This window comes from Microcoleus sp. AT3-D2, assembly GCF_036705715.1.
In the GTDB taxonomy this organism is placed as follows: domain Bacteria; phylum Cyanobacteriota; class Cyanobacteriia; order Cyanobacteriales; family Microcoleaceae; genus Microcoleus.
Window position 1 is genome coordinate 1 of record NZ_JAUBVE010000009.1, and the last position, 16,021, is coordinate 16,021.

At 46.1% G+C, this 16,021-nt stretch carries 18 protein-coding genes and 2 pseudogenes; 13 read left to right on the forward strand and 7 right to left on the reverse strand.

The features are described from left to right. Positions 1-110 precede the first annotated feature (110 nt). The 10 genes and pseudogenes from QUB44_RS05850 to QUB44_RS05895 all read left to right on the forward strand — a co-directional run bounded on the left by QUB44_RS05850 (position 111) and on the right by QUB44_RS05895 (position 3,144). Positions 111-440, forward strand: a complete 330-nt coding sequence (locus tag QUB44_RS05850) for a type II toxin-antitoxin system RelE/ParE family toxin (protein WP_172189571.1) — start codon at positions 111-113, stop codon at positions 438-440. A gap of 4 nt (positions 441-444) precedes the next feature. Further along, complete coding sequence (locus QUB44_RS05855; RefSeq protein ID WP_333364275.1) at positions 445-798, forward strand: transcriptional regulator; 354 nt, start codon at positions 445-447, stop codon at positions 796-798. Between the two features lie 13 nt (positions 799-811). Then, positions 812-924: pseudogene (locus QUB44_RS05860) on the forward strand (SRPBCC family protein); the annotation flags it as partial. A 34-nt stretch (positions 925-958) separates the two neighbouring features. Then, entirely contained in the window at positions 959-1,300 is a 342-nt protein-coding gene (locus QUB44_RS05865; protein WP_333364278.1) for a type II toxin-antitoxin system RelE/ParE family toxin, read from the forward strand. Further along, the gene (locus QUB44_RS05870) at positions 1,293-1,643 is read left to right on the forward strand and encodes a transcriptional regulator (RefSeq protein WP_333364281.1); all 351 of its coding nucleotides are present in this window, start codon (positions 1,293-1,295) and stop codon (positions 1,641-1,643) included. Before QUB44_RS05865 ends, QUB44_RS05870 begins: the two co-directional genes overlap by 8 nt. Positions 1,644-1,656: 13 nt before the next feature. After that, positions 1,657-1,770 (forward strand): annotated as a pseudogene (locus QUB44_RS05875) (SRPBCC family protein); the annotation flags it as partial. 34 nt (positions 1,771-1,804) lie between these two features. Next, positions 1,805-2,134: a type II toxin-antitoxin system RelE/ParE family toxin gene (locus QUB44_RS05880; protein ID WP_333364284.1), complete on the forward strand. Its 330-nt coding sequence runs from the start codon at positions 1,805-1,807 to the stop codon at positions 2,132-2,134. 4 nt (positions 2,135-2,138) lie between these two features. Then, on the forward strand, positions 2,139-2,498 hold the full coding sequence (locus QUB44_RS05885; protein ID WP_333364287.1) for a transcriptional regulator: 360 nt from the start codon (positions 2,139-2,141) through the stop codon (positions 2,496-2,498). Between the two features lie 12 nt (positions 2,499-2,510). Beyond that, the gene (locus QUB44_RS05890) at positions 2,511-2,972 is read left to right on the forward strand and encodes an SRPBCC family protein (protein WP_333364289.1); all 462 of its coding nucleotides are present in this window, start codon (positions 2,511-2,513) and stop codon (positions 2,970-2,972) included. After that, on the forward strand, positions 2,956-3,144 hold the full coding sequence (locus tag QUB44_RS05895) for a CPXCG motif-containing cysteine-rich protein (RefSeq protein WP_006635525.1): 189 nt from the start codon (positions 2,956-2,958) through the stop codon (positions 3,142-3,144). Before QUB44_RS05890 ends, QUB44_RS05895 begins: the two co-directional genes overlap by 17 nt. Before the next feature lie 103 nt (positions 3,145-3,247). Here QUB44_RS05895 and QUB44_RS05900 read toward each other — a convergent pair whose 3' ends face one another. From QUB44_RS05900 to QUB44_RS05910, 3 genes are all read right to left on the reverse strand, one after another. After that, positions 3,248-3,991, reverse strand: a complete 744-nt coding sequence (locus QUB44_RS05900; protein WP_333364292.1) for a gamma-glutamyl-gamma-aminobutyrate hydrolase family protein — start codon at positions 3,989-3,991, stop codon at positions 3,248-3,250. A 204-nt stretch (positions 3,992-4,195) separates the two neighbouring features. After that, the gene (locus QUB44_RS05905; RefSeq protein ID WP_333364295.1) at positions 4,196-4,858 is read right to left on the reverse strand and encodes a DUF2834 domain-containing protein; all 663 of its coding nucleotides are present in this window, start codon (positions 4,856-4,858) and stop codon (positions 4,196-4,198) included. 143 nt (positions 4,859-5,001) lie between these two features. Continuing rightward, positions 5,002-6,267, reverse strand: a complete 1,266-nt coding sequence (locus QUB44_RS05910; RefSeq protein ID WP_333364559.1) for an FAD-dependent oxidoreductase — start codon at positions 6,265-6,267, stop codon at positions 5,002-5,004. Positions 6,268-6,492: 225 nt separating this feature from the next. Between QUB44_RS05910 and QUB44_RS05915 the strand changes: the two genes are divergently transcribed. Both QUB44_RS05915 and QUB44_RS05920 read left to right on the forward strand, forming a co-directional pair. After that, the gene (locus QUB44_RS05915) at positions 6,493-7,893 is read left to right on the forward strand and encodes a glycoside hydrolase family 10 protein (RefSeq protein WP_333364298.1); all 1,401 of its coding nucleotides are present in this window, start codon (positions 6,493-6,495) and stop codon (positions 7,891-7,893) included. Between the two features lie 476 nt (positions 7,894-8,369). Next, positions 8,370-9,350, forward strand: a complete 981-nt coding sequence (locus QUB44_RS05920) for an aldo/keto reductase (protein WP_333364300.1) — start codon at positions 8,370-8,372, stop codon at positions 9,348-9,350. Positions 9,351-9,558: 208 nt separating this feature from the next. On the opposite strand, the gene QUB44_RS05925 is transcribed toward QUB44_RS05920, so the two are convergent. The 4 genes from QUB44_RS05925 to QUB44_RS05940 all read right to left on the reverse strand — a co-directional run bounded on the left by QUB44_RS05925 (position 9,559) and on the right by QUB44_RS05940 (position 14,256). After that, complete coding sequence (locus QUB44_RS05925; RefSeq protein WP_333364303.1) at positions 9,559-10,776, reverse strand: M20 family metallopeptidase; 1,218 nt, start codon at positions 10,774-10,776, stop codon at positions 9,559-9,561. Between the two features lie 159 nt (positions 10,777-10,935). Further along, positions 10,936-11,643, reverse strand: coding sequence for a dethiobiotin synthase (bioD, locus tag QUB44_RS05930; protein WP_333364307.1), 708 nt, complete (start codon positions 11,641-11,643; stop codon positions 10,936-10,938). Positions 11,644-11,703: 60 nt separating this feature from the next. Then, the gene (locus QUB44_RS05935; protein ID WP_333364310.1) at positions 11,704-13,401 is read right to left on the reverse strand and encodes a serine/threonine-protein kinase; all 1,698 of its coding nucleotides are present in this window, start codon (positions 13,399-13,401) and stop codon (positions 11,704-11,706) included. 396 nt (positions 13,402-13,797) lie between these two features. After that, entirely contained in the window at positions 13,798-14,256 is a 459-nt protein-coding gene (locus tag QUB44_RS05940; protein WP_333223560.1) for a GatB/YqeY domain-containing protein, read from the reverse strand. A gap of 608 nt (positions 14,257-14,864) precedes the next feature. Between QUB44_RS05940 and QUB44_RS05945 the strand changes: the two genes are divergently transcribed. Further along, positions 14,865-15,857 carry a ribose-phosphate pyrophosphokinase gene (locus QUB44_RS05945; protein WP_333364313.1) on the forward strand — a complete coding sequence of 331 codons (993 nt, stop codon included), beginning with the start codon at positions 14,865-14,867 and terminating at the stop codon, positions 15,855-15,857. Positions 15,858-16,021 lie beyond the last annotated feature (164 nt).

The window sequence follows — 16,021 nt, forward strand, 5'->3', positions numbered from 1 at the left end:
CATAAGTTAGGGTGAATCCGACTTCTAAACTCTAAACCTAAACCCTGCCTACTGTCTAGAACGAAATAGCCCTGAGTATACAGGGCTGAGTGACGCACTATAATATAATTATGCCCGAAGTCCAACCGAAAGAAATTCAGCGTTATACTACGCCAGACAACAAAGTGCCTTTCGATCAGTGGTTTGATTCGCTGAGAGATATCAATGCTCAAGCCAAGATTATATCTAGGCTTAACCGAATTGCTGATGGTAATTTAGGAGACTATCGCTCCGTGGGGGAAGGCGTATGCGAACTCAAAATCAATTATGGGCCTGGCTACCGAATCTATTTTGGACAAATAGGAATGACAATTGTGATTCTCATCTGCGGAGGCGATAAAAGCACTCAAGACAGAGATATCCGCCAAGCTAAAGAATACTGGACAGATTATAGGAGTTAAGACAATGCCTAAAAGCCTACCTTATCATCCATTTTTGATTGAATCTCTCAGAAAAAAGCCCGAACTAGCAGCAGCCTATATAACGGCGACATTAGAGGAGGAAGAGCCGGAACCTGAACTGCTAAAACGAGCTCTCAGCGATGTAGCAGAAGCTCTCGGTCAACCAAAAATGACTCCTGAACAATATGAATTGCACTTAAAAAAACTGGATGAATTGCTTTCGCAGCAAGGAAATGATGCGATTTACAATCTGGGAACTTGGCTGAATGCTTTGGGATTGAAACTAACAGTTGCTGTTTGTACTGATACAGAGGATAATACTGCAAATGCTGAAACGCGATCGGAAATAACTGTTTAACTTAATCTAGAAAATGCCCAATTTTAAATATTCGTCGCTGATTAAGGCCACCGTTGAAGTTGTATGGAACTTCACGAAAACCCGGATATTCTGCAACTTTTGACTCCGCCTTGGCAACCGGTTCAAGATAATATGAGGAGCGACATACTCTAATACAACTATGGCAGAAGTCCAACCGAAAGAAATTCAGCGTTATACTACGCCAGACAACAGAGTGCCTTTCGAGGAATGGTTTAATGTTCTCCGAGATGGCAAAGCTAAAGCTAGAATTAGGTTGAGATTAGACAGAGTTCAAATCGGCAATCTCGGAGATTATCGATTTGTTGGAGAAGGAGTCTATGAATTAAAAATAGATTATGGCCCTGGATACCGAATCTATTTCGGACAAGTCGGCACAACTATTATCCTGCTTTTAATAGGCGGGGATAAAAGCACTCAAGACCGAGACATACAGCAAGCTATCAAATACTGGACTGATTACAGGAGTGAAGATAATGCCTAAAAGTTTACCTTACCATCCCTTTCTAATAGAATCTCTCAAAAAGCCAATAGATTGTGCTATGTATCTAGAGGCTTTTTTTGAAGAAGAAAACCCGGAGGCAGAACTGCTAAAAATGGTACTTAGCAATGTAGCAGAAGCTCTTGGCAAACAGCAGATGTCTCCCGAACAATATGAAGTGCACTTAAAAAAACTGGATGAATTGCTGTCGCAGCAAGGAAATGATGCGATTTATAATCTGGGAACTTGGCTGAATGTTTTGGGATTGAAACTAAGTGTTGCTGTTTGTACTGATACAGAGGATAATACTGCAAATGCTGAAACGCGATCGGAAATAACTGTTTAACTTAATCTAGAAAATGCCCAATTTTAAATATTCATCTCTGATTAATGCCACCGTTGAAGCAGTCTGGAACTTTCACGAAAGGCCCGACATTCTGCAACTTTTGACTCCGCCTTGGCAACCTGTTCAAGATCAGATGAGGAGCGACATACTATAATACAATTATGGCAGAAGTCCAACCCAGGGAAATTCAACGTTATGTTGCCTCAGACGGTCAAGTGCCGTTTGATAACTGGTATGATTCGCTCCGAGATAGCAAAATTTCAACAATTATCAATAAAAGACTTAACCGAGTTATTTTGGGGAATTTGGGAGATTGTCAATCAGTTGGAAAGGGAGTCTTTGAATTAAGGATAGACTATGGCCCTGGTTTCCGAATCTATTTTGGGCAAGTAGGCACAACAATTATACTTCTTCTGTGCGGAGGAGATAAAAGCACTCAAGACCGAGACATTCGCCAAGCAATAGAATACTGGACAGATTATAGGAGTTAAAAAAATGCCTAAAAGTTTACCGTATCATGACTTTTTGATGGCACGGCTAAAAAACCCCAGTTATGCGGCAGTCTATCTCGAAACTCATTTTGAATTAGATGAAGGCGAAGAACCTGACGAAGCATTGCTGAAACGATCTCTGGGCGATGTAGCTGAAGCTCTAGGTCAACCAAAAATGACTCCAGAAGAATATGAATTGCACTTAAAAAAACTGGATGAATTGCTATCGCAGCAAGGAAATGATGCGATTTACAATCTGGGAACTTGGCTGAATGCTTTGGGATTGAAACTAACAGTTGCTGTTTGTACTGATACAGAGGATAATACTGCAAATGCTGAAACCCGATCGCACTTAACTGTCTAGCCCAACGATACAATGCCCAATTTTAAATATTCGTCGCTGATTAATGCCACCGTTGAAGCAGTCTGGAATTTTCACGAAAGGCCCGACATTCTGCAACTTTTGACTCCGCCTTGGCAACCGGTGAAAATCATTCGCCGCGAAGGGGGACTCGATGTGGGTGCTGTATCAGAATTTCGCCTGTTATTGGGGCCGATTCCTGTAAAATGGGTGGCGACTCACACTCAGTGCGAACAATATCGCTTGTTTGTTGATGAACAAACTGAGGGGCCGATGGCAAGTTGGACTCACCGACACGAGTTTACCTCAGAAAATGGCAAGACTAGATTGACAGATGCGATCGTATTTTCGATACCGGGCGGCCCGATTGTCGATTTGTTGTTAGGTTGGTGGGTGGAAATGCGGTTAACAGATATGTTTCGCTACCGCCACGAAGTCACAAAAAGAGAATGCGAGAAAGATGCAAACAACGGCTGAATATTATTGTGCTTTCTGCGGCGAACCGAGTACAACTTTTGTTGATATCAGCGGTGGTATGGAACAATCTTATATCGAAGATTGTCAGGTTTGCTGTCGCCCGAATGTTCTGTATGTCAGAATAGATGAAGATACCCTGGATATTGAAATAGATACTGACTATCAAGAGTAGGCGGTTGAAACCGCTCCTTGTCAAACGAAGTCTGCCTTCGCAGACTAAAAGAGGAAGAGAATATTTAAGCCGGATTTGGTATGAGATACTAAATGTGCAAAATTCACGCCGACAATTTTGAAGCTGACTTGGTATAATTCATAAATTTTGAAGCGGCTGCTTCTACGAAAGCCCTAAAAATTCCAGAGTTGAAGGAACAGTTTGGCGACATTTCCGGGTGCCATTGAATTGCTATCATCCAAGGGTGATAGCAGTGTTCCATTGCTTCTACCAAAGTGTCAGGTGCATCGGCTACAATTCGCCAATCGGATGTTACCTTCCTCACTGCTTGATGATGCCAGGAAACAACTGTTGTTGAAGTTTTTCCCATAATTTTTGCTAGGCGACTGTTTGGCTCAATTTCAATGGTATGCTCGATCGCACGCGGGGGAATTCCCGATCCATGATTAACCTCATCTCCGTAAGCATCCGGTACGTGAATCACCAAACTGCCACCGCTGGCTACGTTCAACATTTGCATTCCCCGGCAAATCCCCAACACAGGTATGTCAGCTTTCAAAGCTAGCTTTGCTAAGCTTAATTCAAAATTGTCGCGTTCTGCATTAACCGAGTAAACTGTGCGATCGACATAACCGCCGTAAAGTTCTGGGTTTATATCTCCGCCCCCGGAAAAAATCAAACCATCTACTGCATCAAAAATACTAGCCGGATCTAATTGATTGGGCGGCAGTAAAATCGGGATTCCACCAGCCGCCTGAACTGCATCAATATAAGTTCCATTTAAGCGATATTCGCCTGCTGAACAGCGGTTAGATGTTGTGATGCCAACAATCGGAAATTTTTTCATTTGCTAGAGACTGGGAGATAATTATTTACATTAATACTCAGATTTGGCACTATTTGTAATCAGTGTTTCATGGGCGGGCTAGAAGCCCAACCCCTACTCCCCACAATAAAACTTACTTATTGTGGAACAGGCATCTTGCCTGTTTCTTGTCTGATTACTTGTGATTGATTCCTACATTAAACTGAGAATTCCCTGCACTGCTGTCTAATTTGTAACAGTTTTAGTATTAGTTTCCGGCAGCGGTTTGCGCGTACACAGATAAGCCAACGGCCCGAACAGCGGTACTAATGTTACTGCCCAAAATGCTGTAGAGTTTTGCATTCCTCGGCGCACCATATCGTCTCCTAATAAGGCAGGAAATAGTAGGCAAAGCATACAAAAATCTAAACTCATTACGTGGATAAAACGGTTGGTTTGCCACTGTATCATAAAATCATACCAATCGCCTTTTGTCAACCCAAAAGAAACTAAAGCAGCAGCACCCAATGTTAGGACAATGGCAGTAAAACGGGAGTCTAATATCTTTAAAAAGATATTTTTATGACCGGAAAATTCAGGATTCGGTTCGCGCAGGGCTAAATAAGGCAGCAAGGCAACGGCGCCGACGCCAAAGGATAAAGTGGCAAATAGCCATGCAGGTATTTTCTGCCCCCTGCCGTCAGCAAATAAGACGCAACTGTAGATGAGCGGCCAGACTCCCATGAGGTTGAATAACGCTACAATTAAAGGGTTGATGTCGGCTATTTTGCCTGTGGAAATATTGGTAATTAGTGTGATAGTTTTTTCTGGACTGTCGGGTGGTGAAAATACAAAGGCGTAGGTGATAAATGCAATCCAAAGCAGCCCAAATCCAATTTTTCTGAACATAGTTAGTTTTCTTTACTTCTGATATTACTATAACAATTTTAAAGCGTTTTTGAATAACACTTTTTTTATTAACCGCAGAGGACGCAGAGGAAGAGAAGAGAAGATGAGAGCGGATAAAATGTGAGCATCTTCTGAATGTATTGCTATTTGGTATCGCCTGTTTTGGGCAGATTGCTAAATTGTTGCATAAATTGGCGATCGATCCAATCTTTCCAATACCACAATAACCATGATTCCCACATGAAATTGCCGCGAGATGCGATCGCCCTTTTATTTCCAGTACCAATTAAGCCTAAATATTGTTCCTGCGGTGCAAAGGGTTTCAGCGGTTTTTCCAATAAAAACTGCTGCAAATTTTCAAACAGCGGTTTGCCCTGACGCACGGCAAACACGCCTGCTTTGGGACGGGGATAATTAACCATCGCAGCGATATCGCCAGCCCCAAATACGTTGGGGTGAGAGACTGATTGCAGGCAATCGTTTACTTGCATAAAGCCGTTTGAGTCGGCTGCTAAACCGGATTCTCTTATCCAAGGGGCTGCCGATGCTTGTGTCACCCAAAAAATGATCTCGCACTCTAATTCAAAACCTGATTTACAAGAAATTTGGTAATCGGTAGGGAATTGAAGATTGGTTTCTCTCTCAATCTTTTTTACAGCACAGACTTTTTCCTGCAAATGCACTTTAACGCCACGACTAATCAGAATTTCTTTAAGGCGGCGGCGCACCCGCTGATTGTGTCCCTGCATCAATTCAGCACCGCTGTGAAACAAATGAATTTCTAGTTCTTCTTCTTTCTTCCCCCTTCCCTTTTCTCTCTTACGTCTTGCGCTGTACCTTAATATCCATCCGTTCAATCCGTTACACAATCCGTTGCCGAACCCTTCTTCCTTCCCCAATCGAGATTGCATATTTAATGCTAATTCTACGCCGCCGGCACCGCCACCGACAATAGCGATCCGCAGCGGTTTATCGGGATGGTTTAGCCTTTCGGAAATTAACTGATTCCAGCTAGCTAAAAACTCCGGTACGGGTTTAGCTGCAATTGCATATTCTGCGGCACCCGGTACAGATAAAGTCGCAGGAGTGCTGCCGATATCCACAGAAAGCAAATCAAAATTAACCGGAGGGCGAGTTTGACAAATAACTAAATTTTTGTTAAAGTCGATCGCGATCGCCCGATCGACCAATATTTGACACCCGGCAAATTCAGCGAGCGATCGCAAATCGATGTGACATTCATCATAATCGTAAAACCCGGCAACGTGTCCCGGCAGCATCCCCGAATAAGGCGCGTGCAGCACGTCGCTAATCAGAGTCAAACGCACTCCCGGCAGCGGTTTGATACCGAACATTTTTAATACGATAGCATGGCTGTGACCGCCGCCAATTAACACTAAATGTTTCACAATTACAGATGTTCGATCGAAATGTTCCAGCACCGATATTGTACAGCACTCATACTCCTTGGCCGCACTGTCCGGTAAGGAAAGGTTGCAGTGCGTAATTGATTTCCCAGCAGTTAGACAGAATGCTGTCACTTACCCTCTGTCTCAGAGATTATACTTAGCTCAATTGCGATCGCATAACATCAATTCACCCATTTCAGTGAACCGATTCCACATTCAGCGCAAATGGCTGTAGACTGTAGAGCGAGCAAATTTTATCACCAAATTATGCCGGGGTGTGTTTCAATAGCTAACTCACCATTCAAAACTATGACATTACGCATCATTCCCCGCAGTTGGCAGCGATCGATTAAAACTCTTTTCCCGCTTCTGTTTGCCCTCTCATTCATTATAGTATTGCTGGCGAACAACTTCATTCCGGCGATCGCCCAGCAACCCCGCCAGGAAATTCGCGGCGTTTGGATGACGACAAACGACAAAGACATCCTCAGAGATCGTCGCAAACTAGGAGATGCTGTCAGCAAACTAAAACGGTTAAATTTCAACACAATCTATCCCGTTGTCTGGAATTCTGGCTATGCAATGTATCCCAGCAATGTAGCGCAGCAAAGAGATATTCAACCCTTTGTTTACAGAGGGTTAGAGGGACAAGATATGATCGCCGATTTAATCGCTCAATCTCACCGCCAAGGCCTGCTAGTAATTCCTTGGTTTGAGTTTGGTTTCATGGCTCCTCCCACCTCAGAATTAGCCTTAAATCATCCCGATTGGCTGACACAAAAACAGGACGGCAGCCAAACATCAATCGGTGCAGGTGGCGAAGTAGTTTGGCTCAATCCCTTTCATCCAGAAGTTCAGCAATTCATTACCGAACTCGTACTAGAAATCACCACTCAATACAACGCCGACGGCATTCAATTTGACGATCACATGAGTTTGCCGTCGGAATTTGGATACGATGAGTACACAGTTGCTTTGTATACCAAAGAAACAAAAAAAGCTCCGCCCAAAGATTTTCAAAACCCAGCATGGGTGCAATGGCGAACCAATAAAATTACCGCTTTTATGTCGCAGCTAAATCAAGCCGTCAAAGCAGTCAAACCCAATGCAATTTTCTCAATTTCTCCCAATTACTACGAGTTTGCTTACAAACATCACCTGCAAGATTGGCTGACTTGGGTGCGTTTGGATATTGCCGACGAGCTAATCGTGCAAGTCTACCGTTCCAATCTAGAATCATTTGTAGACAAGCTTAACCGTCCAGAAATGCAAGAAGCGCAGCAAAAAATTCCCACCGGAGTTGGGATTATGACTGGTTTGAGAAATAACCCAGTACCGATTCAGCAAATTAAATCTCAGGTGCAAGCAGTCCAAGAATACGGCTTAGGCGCCGCTTTCTTCTACTACGAAAGCTTGTGGGAATATGCGCCAGAACCCCTCGCAGTTCGACTTTCTCAATTTAGTGCTTTCTTCCCGTCTTCTGCATTCCGAACAGCGCTACAAATACCCAGACGCGCGGCGACTTTCCCTCCGCCTGCGCCACCCAAACCAGACCCCAAAGCTAAGCCAGAGCAACCTACCAAAAACAGCCCACCTTCGCCCTCCCCAACCACGTACAAGATTTAAAGAGTCATCAGCCATTCGTAATTTTGTAGGGTGTGACATTAGTCCAACAGTCCGACAGGGGTTTAAACCCCTGTCTCATAGCGAAATTCGTCTTTAGAACACTTGAGCAATTCTATCAAAGCTGTTTTTGTATAGAGTTAGCGCCGAATATATGTGTAACTCTAATTTTCAAAATTGAGATTACTATTTCAGTCGGTTTTAACTGAGATGTTGCACCATTCTCAATTAGCCGTAGGGGCGGGTTCGCCAACAGCCTTAAAGCTTGCAAATAGGTTCTATAAACCCGCCCGACCCCACGAAAAATCCTCTTATTGATATTGCTGCAAGATGTGAGTTTTAACCGACTTATGCTATTAGACAGGGACTTGAGTCCCTGGCGGCCCGTGGCAGAATGAAACAGCTCTACTGGGGGCTAGTCGATACCGAGTTATATTCCTATAGAATATCCGTATTACCAACAACTACCATCAATAAAAATGCAAACAAAGCAAACAATTTTACTGCCAAAAATGGGCTGCGGCACTTGGGCTTGGGGCAACAGATTGCTCTGGGGCTACAATGAAAGTATGGACGAGGAATTGCAAGCCGTTTTCAATCTTTGTGTCAGCAGCGGTGTCACTTTATTCGATACCGGCGACTCTTACGGAACAGGGAAATTAAACGGACGCAGCGAGCAGCTTTTGGGGCAGTTTTCTCAACAATATCAAGGTGTAAATAAAGACAGTATTTGTATTGCGACAAAACTGGCGGCTTATCCTTGGAGGCTGACGCGACAATCAATGATATCGGCTTGCAAAGCCTCTGCTGCGCGCCTCGGAAAAAATGTAGATTTGGTGCAAATGCACTGGTCTACAGCTAATTACGCTCCTTGGCAAGAGGGGGCTCTTTTAGATGGTTTGGCTGACCTTTATGAGCAAGGATTGGTCAAGGGAGTGGGCTTGTCTAATTACGGGCCGAAACGGCTGAAATGGGTGCATCAAAGATTTAGCGATCGCCAAATTCCTATTGTTACTTTACAAGTGCAATATTCGCTACTTTCCACCTATCCGGTAACAGAACTCGGATTAAAAGATGTATGCGATGAATTGGGGATAAAATTGATTGCTTACAGTCCTCTAGCCTTGGGGTTGCTGACGGGTAAATATTCCGAAAACGGCTCTCTTCCTAAAGGTATCCGAGGTTTGGCGTGCAAGCAGCTACTTCCGGGAATGCGATCGCTTTTGGAATGTTTGCGAGAAATAGCGACATTCAGAAACAAAACTGTTTCGCAGGTAGCAATCAACTGGTGCATCTGCAAAGAAACTATTCCGATTCCGGGGGCGAAATCTGCGACACAGGCGAGGGATAATATTGGTGCTTTGGGCTGGGAATTAGACTCCGGGGAGATTGCCGAATTGGATAAGGCGGCGGCAAGTGTAGATAAGAAAATGGTGCAGAATATCTTTCAAACTCGGTAAAAAGACTCTCGCGTGGGGTGGGGGCGGGTTTATTTAAGCTGTCTACATTCTTTAAATCTTTTGGTGAACCCGCCCCTACAGTTTTTTGACGGCGGGTGCAAGAGATCGAATTAAATAGATATGATTGCTGTAGGGGCGGGTTTTACAAACTATCATTGCCTAAAATCAATAATCTCATAAACCCGCCCCCACCAAATGACACAATCTTTCATTGATTCGCACAAAACTTTTCCACACACCGCACAAACATTTCTACACCCATCCCCAGCGCAGTTTCATCAAAATCAAAGCGCGGGTGATGGTGCGGGTAAGCCAAGTTTTTCTCTGGATTTGCCGAACCTAAAAAGAAATAACAACCGGGGACTTCTTGCAAAAAGAACGACATATCCTCGCCGCCCATTGTTTGACATTCTGGCACTATTCCCGCCGGAGTTTCAACAACCGATTCTGCTACGCCGCGCACCAATTCAGCTATTCTCGAATCATTAATAACTGGCGGGTAAAGCGCACAATAATCTAATTGGTAATTTGCCCCGTGACTCTGACAAATTCCGGCGATTACTTGCTCGATTCGCTTTGCAAAATAACCTTGATATGCAGGATTGAAATAGCGCACCGTGCCACCGATTTGAGCGGTGTCGGCAATGACGTTGTGGGTGTGGCCTGCGTGGAATTTGCCGACAGTTACTACCGCTGAGTCGATCGGGTCAATGTTCCGCGCGACAATTGCCTGCAAAGCGCTGACAATTTGGGCTGTAACGACGATCGAGTCCACAGTCTGATGTGGCATTGCGCCGTGTCCACCTTTGCCAAAAATCGTGCAGTCAAAAACTTCGACAGCCGCCATCAAAGCGCCGCTGCGGACGCCTACAGTCCCCAAAGGTAGATTGTTCCACAAATGCAAGCCGACGATCGCATCAACATCAGGATTCTTCAAAACTCCCGCTTCAATCATCGGTTTTGCGCCTCCGGGCCCTTCTTCGGCGGGCTGAAAGATAAATTTTACTTTACCCGAAAAGCTGTGTTTGTGCTTGGCAAGATAACAAACAGTACCGAGGGCGATCGCAGTGTGGCCGTCGTGGCCGCAAGCGTGCATAATTCCATCATGCTGCGATCGATAATCCACCTCATTTTCTTCTTGAATAGGCAAAGCATCCATATCCGCCCGAATTGCCAAAACCCGCCCCGGTTTGCCGCTGTCTATAGTTGCGACAATACCAGTTTTAGCAATATTAGTTTCATGATCTATTCCCCATTCCTGCAACTTTTGTGAGATAAACTGCGCCGTTAAATTTTCATCAAAACTCAACTCCGGCCTTTGATGCAAAAGGCGACGCCATTCGACTAGCTGAGGCTGCAAATTTCTAATTTCCAGCCGCAATTGAGATAAATCTACAGAAGTTAAATTCGGTAAAGTAGAAACCATTTTTCATTCTCCTTATAACAATTTGTGAAACTCTCTCTTCTCTTTCTCTGCGCTCTCTGCGCTCTCTGCGGTTAAAATAAAATCTTAGTTTTTAACCACAGAGGCCGCAGAGTACGCAGAGGAAGAGAAGAATCAGAAAGAGAGGTGTTTAGAATAGGGTTATTTAGAAGTCTGAGGAACTAAATTAACCCCAGGTAGCAACCGCTCTAAATCTAAATCTGAAGCAACTTTAGCTAATTTAGCAAGGTCAGTCGGGTCATCTAAATGCGGCAAAATACCCAACACAGGTATTTGAGTCAGCGACTGGATCAAATCAACGGGCGCTAAATCAGCAATTTCTTGTTCAGAATAAGCTTTAACGCAATTAAGCACAATTCCTCTCAGCTTAAAACCAGTGTGTCTGGCGAGAGCAACATTCGCCACAGCTTGCCCGATCGCCCCCAACCTCACAGGTACTACCAAAACCCCCCTCAGCCGCCAATCCCTGGCAATATCGGCCACCGTCAGTTCCCGCGTTACAGGCGAGCCCAGCCCTCCCAAAGCTTCCACCAACACAAAATCCTTGCGCTCAGAGAGGCTTTGCCACGCCGTCCAGACCTTTTCGAGTTCGATACGTCTCCCCTCCAATTCCGCAGCAATCGGTGGTGCTAGAGGCGCATCAAAGTGCAGCGGATTGAGTTCTTCGGGGGATTGGTCGAGGGCAAACAAACGGGTGTAGAGTTCGCGATCGCCCGTTCCTGTTTGCATGAGTTTCATAATTCCCAAACTGCGATCGGGAAAATACATTTGCCAATAAGCAGCCAGAGCGCTGGTCAAAACAGTTTTGCCCGCGTCGGTATCAGTTCCAGCAATTAGCAGCGAGTTCATTGGCAAATAGCTAACAATTAATTGGCATCAACCTCAGTCTAGGGGAATTTTGCCAGAAGTTTAGAGTTCTGGCGATGGTGCGGGTGTTGGTGCTGGTTCCGGTTCCGGCGCTGGTTCCGGTTCCGGTTCCGGTGACGGTGCAGGAGTTGGTTCCGGTTCCGGCGATGGTGCGGGTGTTGGTTCCGGTTCCGGCGACGGTGCGGGAGTTGGGGCCGGTTCCGGTGTTGGTGCGGGTGTTGGCGCGGGTGTTGGCACTGGTGTTGGCGACGGCGCGGGTGTTGGTTTGGGTGCGGGAGTTGGTGCGGGCGTCGGTTTGGGCGTCGGTTTGGGCGCGGGAGTCGGCGCTGGCGTCGGTTTTGGTGCCGGAGTTGGCGCTGGGCTTGGTTCTGGGCTTGGTTCCGGCAAAGGTTCTGGGCTTGGTTCCGGCAAAGGTTCTGGGTTCGGTTCCGGCAAAGGTTCTGGGTTCGGTTCCGGCAAAGGTTCTAGGGTTGGTTCCGGCAAAGGTTCTAGGCTTGGTTCTGGCAAAGGTTCTGGGCTTGGGCTTGGCAAAGGTTGCGGGGTTGGGCTTGGCAAAGGTAGCGGGTTTGGTATGGGAGTTAGTGTCGGCGTCGGATTTATGAGTGCTGGCGGTGTCGGAGTGGGTTTGGGGCGCGAATTGTTGAGAAATGAGCCGACTAAAGCCCAGGAACCGAAGCCCGTCAAGATTACTAAGCCCGCCAGCAGACCGATCGCAGCAATGGGATTGTCCCAAAAAGAGCCGCCAACAGGCTCAATTAACGGATCTGGCTGGTTTTGCGGGTGGGAACTCTGGGCGGCGGGCTCTGGCGGCCTGCCCACGGCCACCGTTGCTATTAGCGAAGGGTTTGTCGGCACCACTGCTGGCGGCGCGGGCGGTACAGTTGGCTGGCTAGGTTTAGGATTAGTTTGGGCGTCGAGTGCTTGGGCGACTTCGCTTACAGATTGATATCGATCGCCCGGAGACCGACTCAACATCCTATTGAGAACCAAAGCCAAACCTGTGCTCACCTGCGCTTGTTGCTGCCAATTCCACTGCAGCGTTGTTTGATCGAGCAATTCCTGCGGTTCTTTGCCTGTCAGCAGGACGATCGCCGTTACGGCTAAAGCGTAGAGGTCGCTGCTGGCTGTTGCCCGCCCGCTTTGCAACTGTTCCATCGGCGCGTAGCCGATTTTACCGACTGTTGTCGCGTGGGCTGTTCCTTCGGGAGACTGGACTTTGGTGGCTAGTTCCTTCACCACTCCAAAGTCAATCAGCACCGGCAACTGGTCGTTTTCCCGCCGAATTATATTTTCTGGGGAGATGTCGCGGTGGATGATGCCGCGGGCGTGGATGTGAGCCAGTACCGGCAGCATTTGCCGAATGAATACCAAGACTTCGGCTTCGGTGAAGCTGCGACCATTTGAAGTTCGATCGAGCAACAGTTCGCGGTAAGTCATCCCTTCCACGTAATCCTGCACTAAAAACAAACGCTGGTTCTCTTCAAATATTGCCCGAAACTGGGGAATTTGTGGATGCCCAATTTGGTAAAGTATTGCCGCCTCTCTTTGAAACAATTCCTTCGATTTTTCCAAAACGTAAGGCCCGCTTTGCACCGGAATCAATTCCTTCAGGGCGCAGCGTTCTTGAAACCGTCCCAAATCTTCTACTAAATAAGTCCGGCCAAATCCTCCTTGACCTAAAATATTCACCAAGCGGTAGCGGTTTTGTAGGAGAGTTCCAATAGCAATAGGTGGCTGCATAAGTTTAAGTAGAAACTGTTAAAAAATAGACGATCGCTCACAGACTTAGTAATGCTAGGTCTTTCATGCTCTTGAGCAGACTTCACTCTCTGTAGTCCCCAGTCCCGACCAAAGTTAGTATTTTACATTTTTTTGACATTCTTGGACGCAATGATGGTCAGAAACCGGGTTTTTTCACGAAAACACAGAGGTTGCCACCTGCATATCCGATCAAAAACCCGGTTTCTGCGTCAATATCTCAAGGGAGAAATGCACGATTTTTCGTAGAAACCGGGTTTTTTGGCCTTAGCCCTAATAAATTGTCGCCCCCCGGCCTAAGCCATACATCTCTATAAAGCTTGAGATTATTTATGGGAGATGTCTACTGACTACTGACTACTGACTACTGACTACTGACTACTGACTAAGCTTTGCTTTCACCATGTCTTGAATTCTGTTACCGTCTGCTTTGCCCTTAAGCTGCTGCATTGCCTTGCCCATCACCTTGCCCATATCTTTTGCAGAAGTAGCGCCAACCGAAGCAATCACTTCGTCAACAACTTGACTCACCTCTTCGTCTGACATCTGCGCCGGCAAATACTCTTCAACAATTGCTAACTCCGCCTCCTCTTGTGCCACTAAATCTTCGCGGCCACCTTTGCGGTATTGTTCGATCGAATCCCGGCGCTGTTTGGCTATTTGCATCAAAATTTCCATTTCTTGAGCTTCTGTCAGCGTGTCTTGGCCGGAAGGACGGAGGCTGACTTCTTTTTCGAGAATAAATTTCTTGATGCCGCGAACTGTTTCCAAGCGAACTTTGTCCTTGGACTTCATGGCTGCTTTGATTTCTGCGTCAATGCGTTCTCTTAAGCTCATCGATTTCTACCTTGCTTTGCCCGATATCAAAAATCTGAAGTATGCTTCCGATTCTTAACTTTTTTTACAGTATTTTTCAAGTTTATTGCCTGTTGGTGGCATTTTTATCGCATTGAACCCGGATGCCTTCGGCTTCCGACTGAATTTGGGGTGGCTGCAGTTGCAGCCTCAGCCCCAAATTGACTCACGCTAGAACTTTTAGACGCAGGGGCAGAAGTGCGATCGTACTTCTGCCTGTACAGAGATCGCTAGATCCCACATTCCGCACCCTGGGGTGTTACTCAGCATAATTACGCAGAAGACTCTATTTTTACAGTAATAAATTATGCCTTTAAAAACTTTTTTATCCGCCAATGTACGGTATTTAAGTATAATTCATAGTTTTATTGCTGGATAAAAATAAGTAAAAACCGATTGTGACCGTTGAAGGTGCCGAAAGTGAGCTAGAAACCAGGTTTCTAGGACATATTTCTGCAAGTCCTATTCAATTCGCCTAACTTAACTCTTGTGGTCGCCCTGAATGTTAAATGTATTAAAAAATTGGCTGAATATTTCTAGTTTCAGATGGTAAGATAGCGATGGAATAAACGTCCTGCAAGAGGCCTGCTGTGATCCGTTCTGCTACTTTACCGCTTCCGCTTCCCGAGCCGCCGGTTTCCGCTCATGACCGTCTGCGGCTGTTCTCCGGTTCTGCTAATATTCCCCTCGCCCAAGAGGTGGCTCGCTATCTGGGGATTGATTTGGGGCCGATGGTTCGCAAGCGGTTTGCTGATGGGGAACTCTACGTTCAAATTCAAGAATCGATTCGGGGTTGCGATGTTTACTTGATTCAGCCAACTTGCTGTCCGGTAAACGATCGCCTCATGGAATTGTTAATTATGATCGATGCTTGTCGCCGCGCTTCGGCTAGACAAATTACTGCTGTCATTCCCTATTACGGATATGCTAGGGCTGACCGCAAAACGGCCGGAAGAGAGTCGATTACTGCAAAATTAGTGGCTAATTTGATTACGGAAGCTGGGGCCGGTCGCATTTTGGCGATGGATTTGCACTCGGCTCAGATTCAAGGTTATTTTGACATTCCTTTCGATCACGTTTACGGTTCGCCGGTGCTTTTGGATTATCTGGCGAGCAAGCAGTTGACCGATATTGTTGTGGTTTCGCCGGATGTTGGCGGAGTCGCTAGGGCGAGAGCTTTTGCCAAAAAGCTTGGTGATGCTCCCCTGGCAATTATTGACAAGCGCCGCCAAGCTCACAACGTCGCCGAAGTGATGAACCTTATCGGTGATGTCGATGGCAAAACTGCCGTGTTGGTGGACGACATGATCGATACTGCCGGCACGATTTCTGAAGGTGCGAGATTGTTGCGCCGGGAGGGTGCGAGGCAGGTTTATGCTTGTGCTACTCATGCGGTGTTTTCGCCTCCGGCGATCGAGCGTTTGTCTAGCGGGGTTTTGGAAGAGGTAATTGTTACGAATACAATTCCTGTGCCGGAAGAGAACCGTTTTGAGCAGTTGACGGTGCTGTCGGTAGCCAATTTGCTGGGAGAAACTATTTGGCGGATTCACGAAGATAGTTCTGTTAGCAGTATGTTCCGCTAGACAGGAAAGGCGCTTTTTGAATGTTTGTTTTAGGGTGCGTTACACTTGGTTAACGCACCGTTTTTTTGCCCAATAGTGCGATCGTTTCCCGCAAGTAATCAGCCCAGGCTCATCTAAATTTTACTGTCAAGTCCCATCAAATTCTTGTGGAGTGGGCGTCCAGC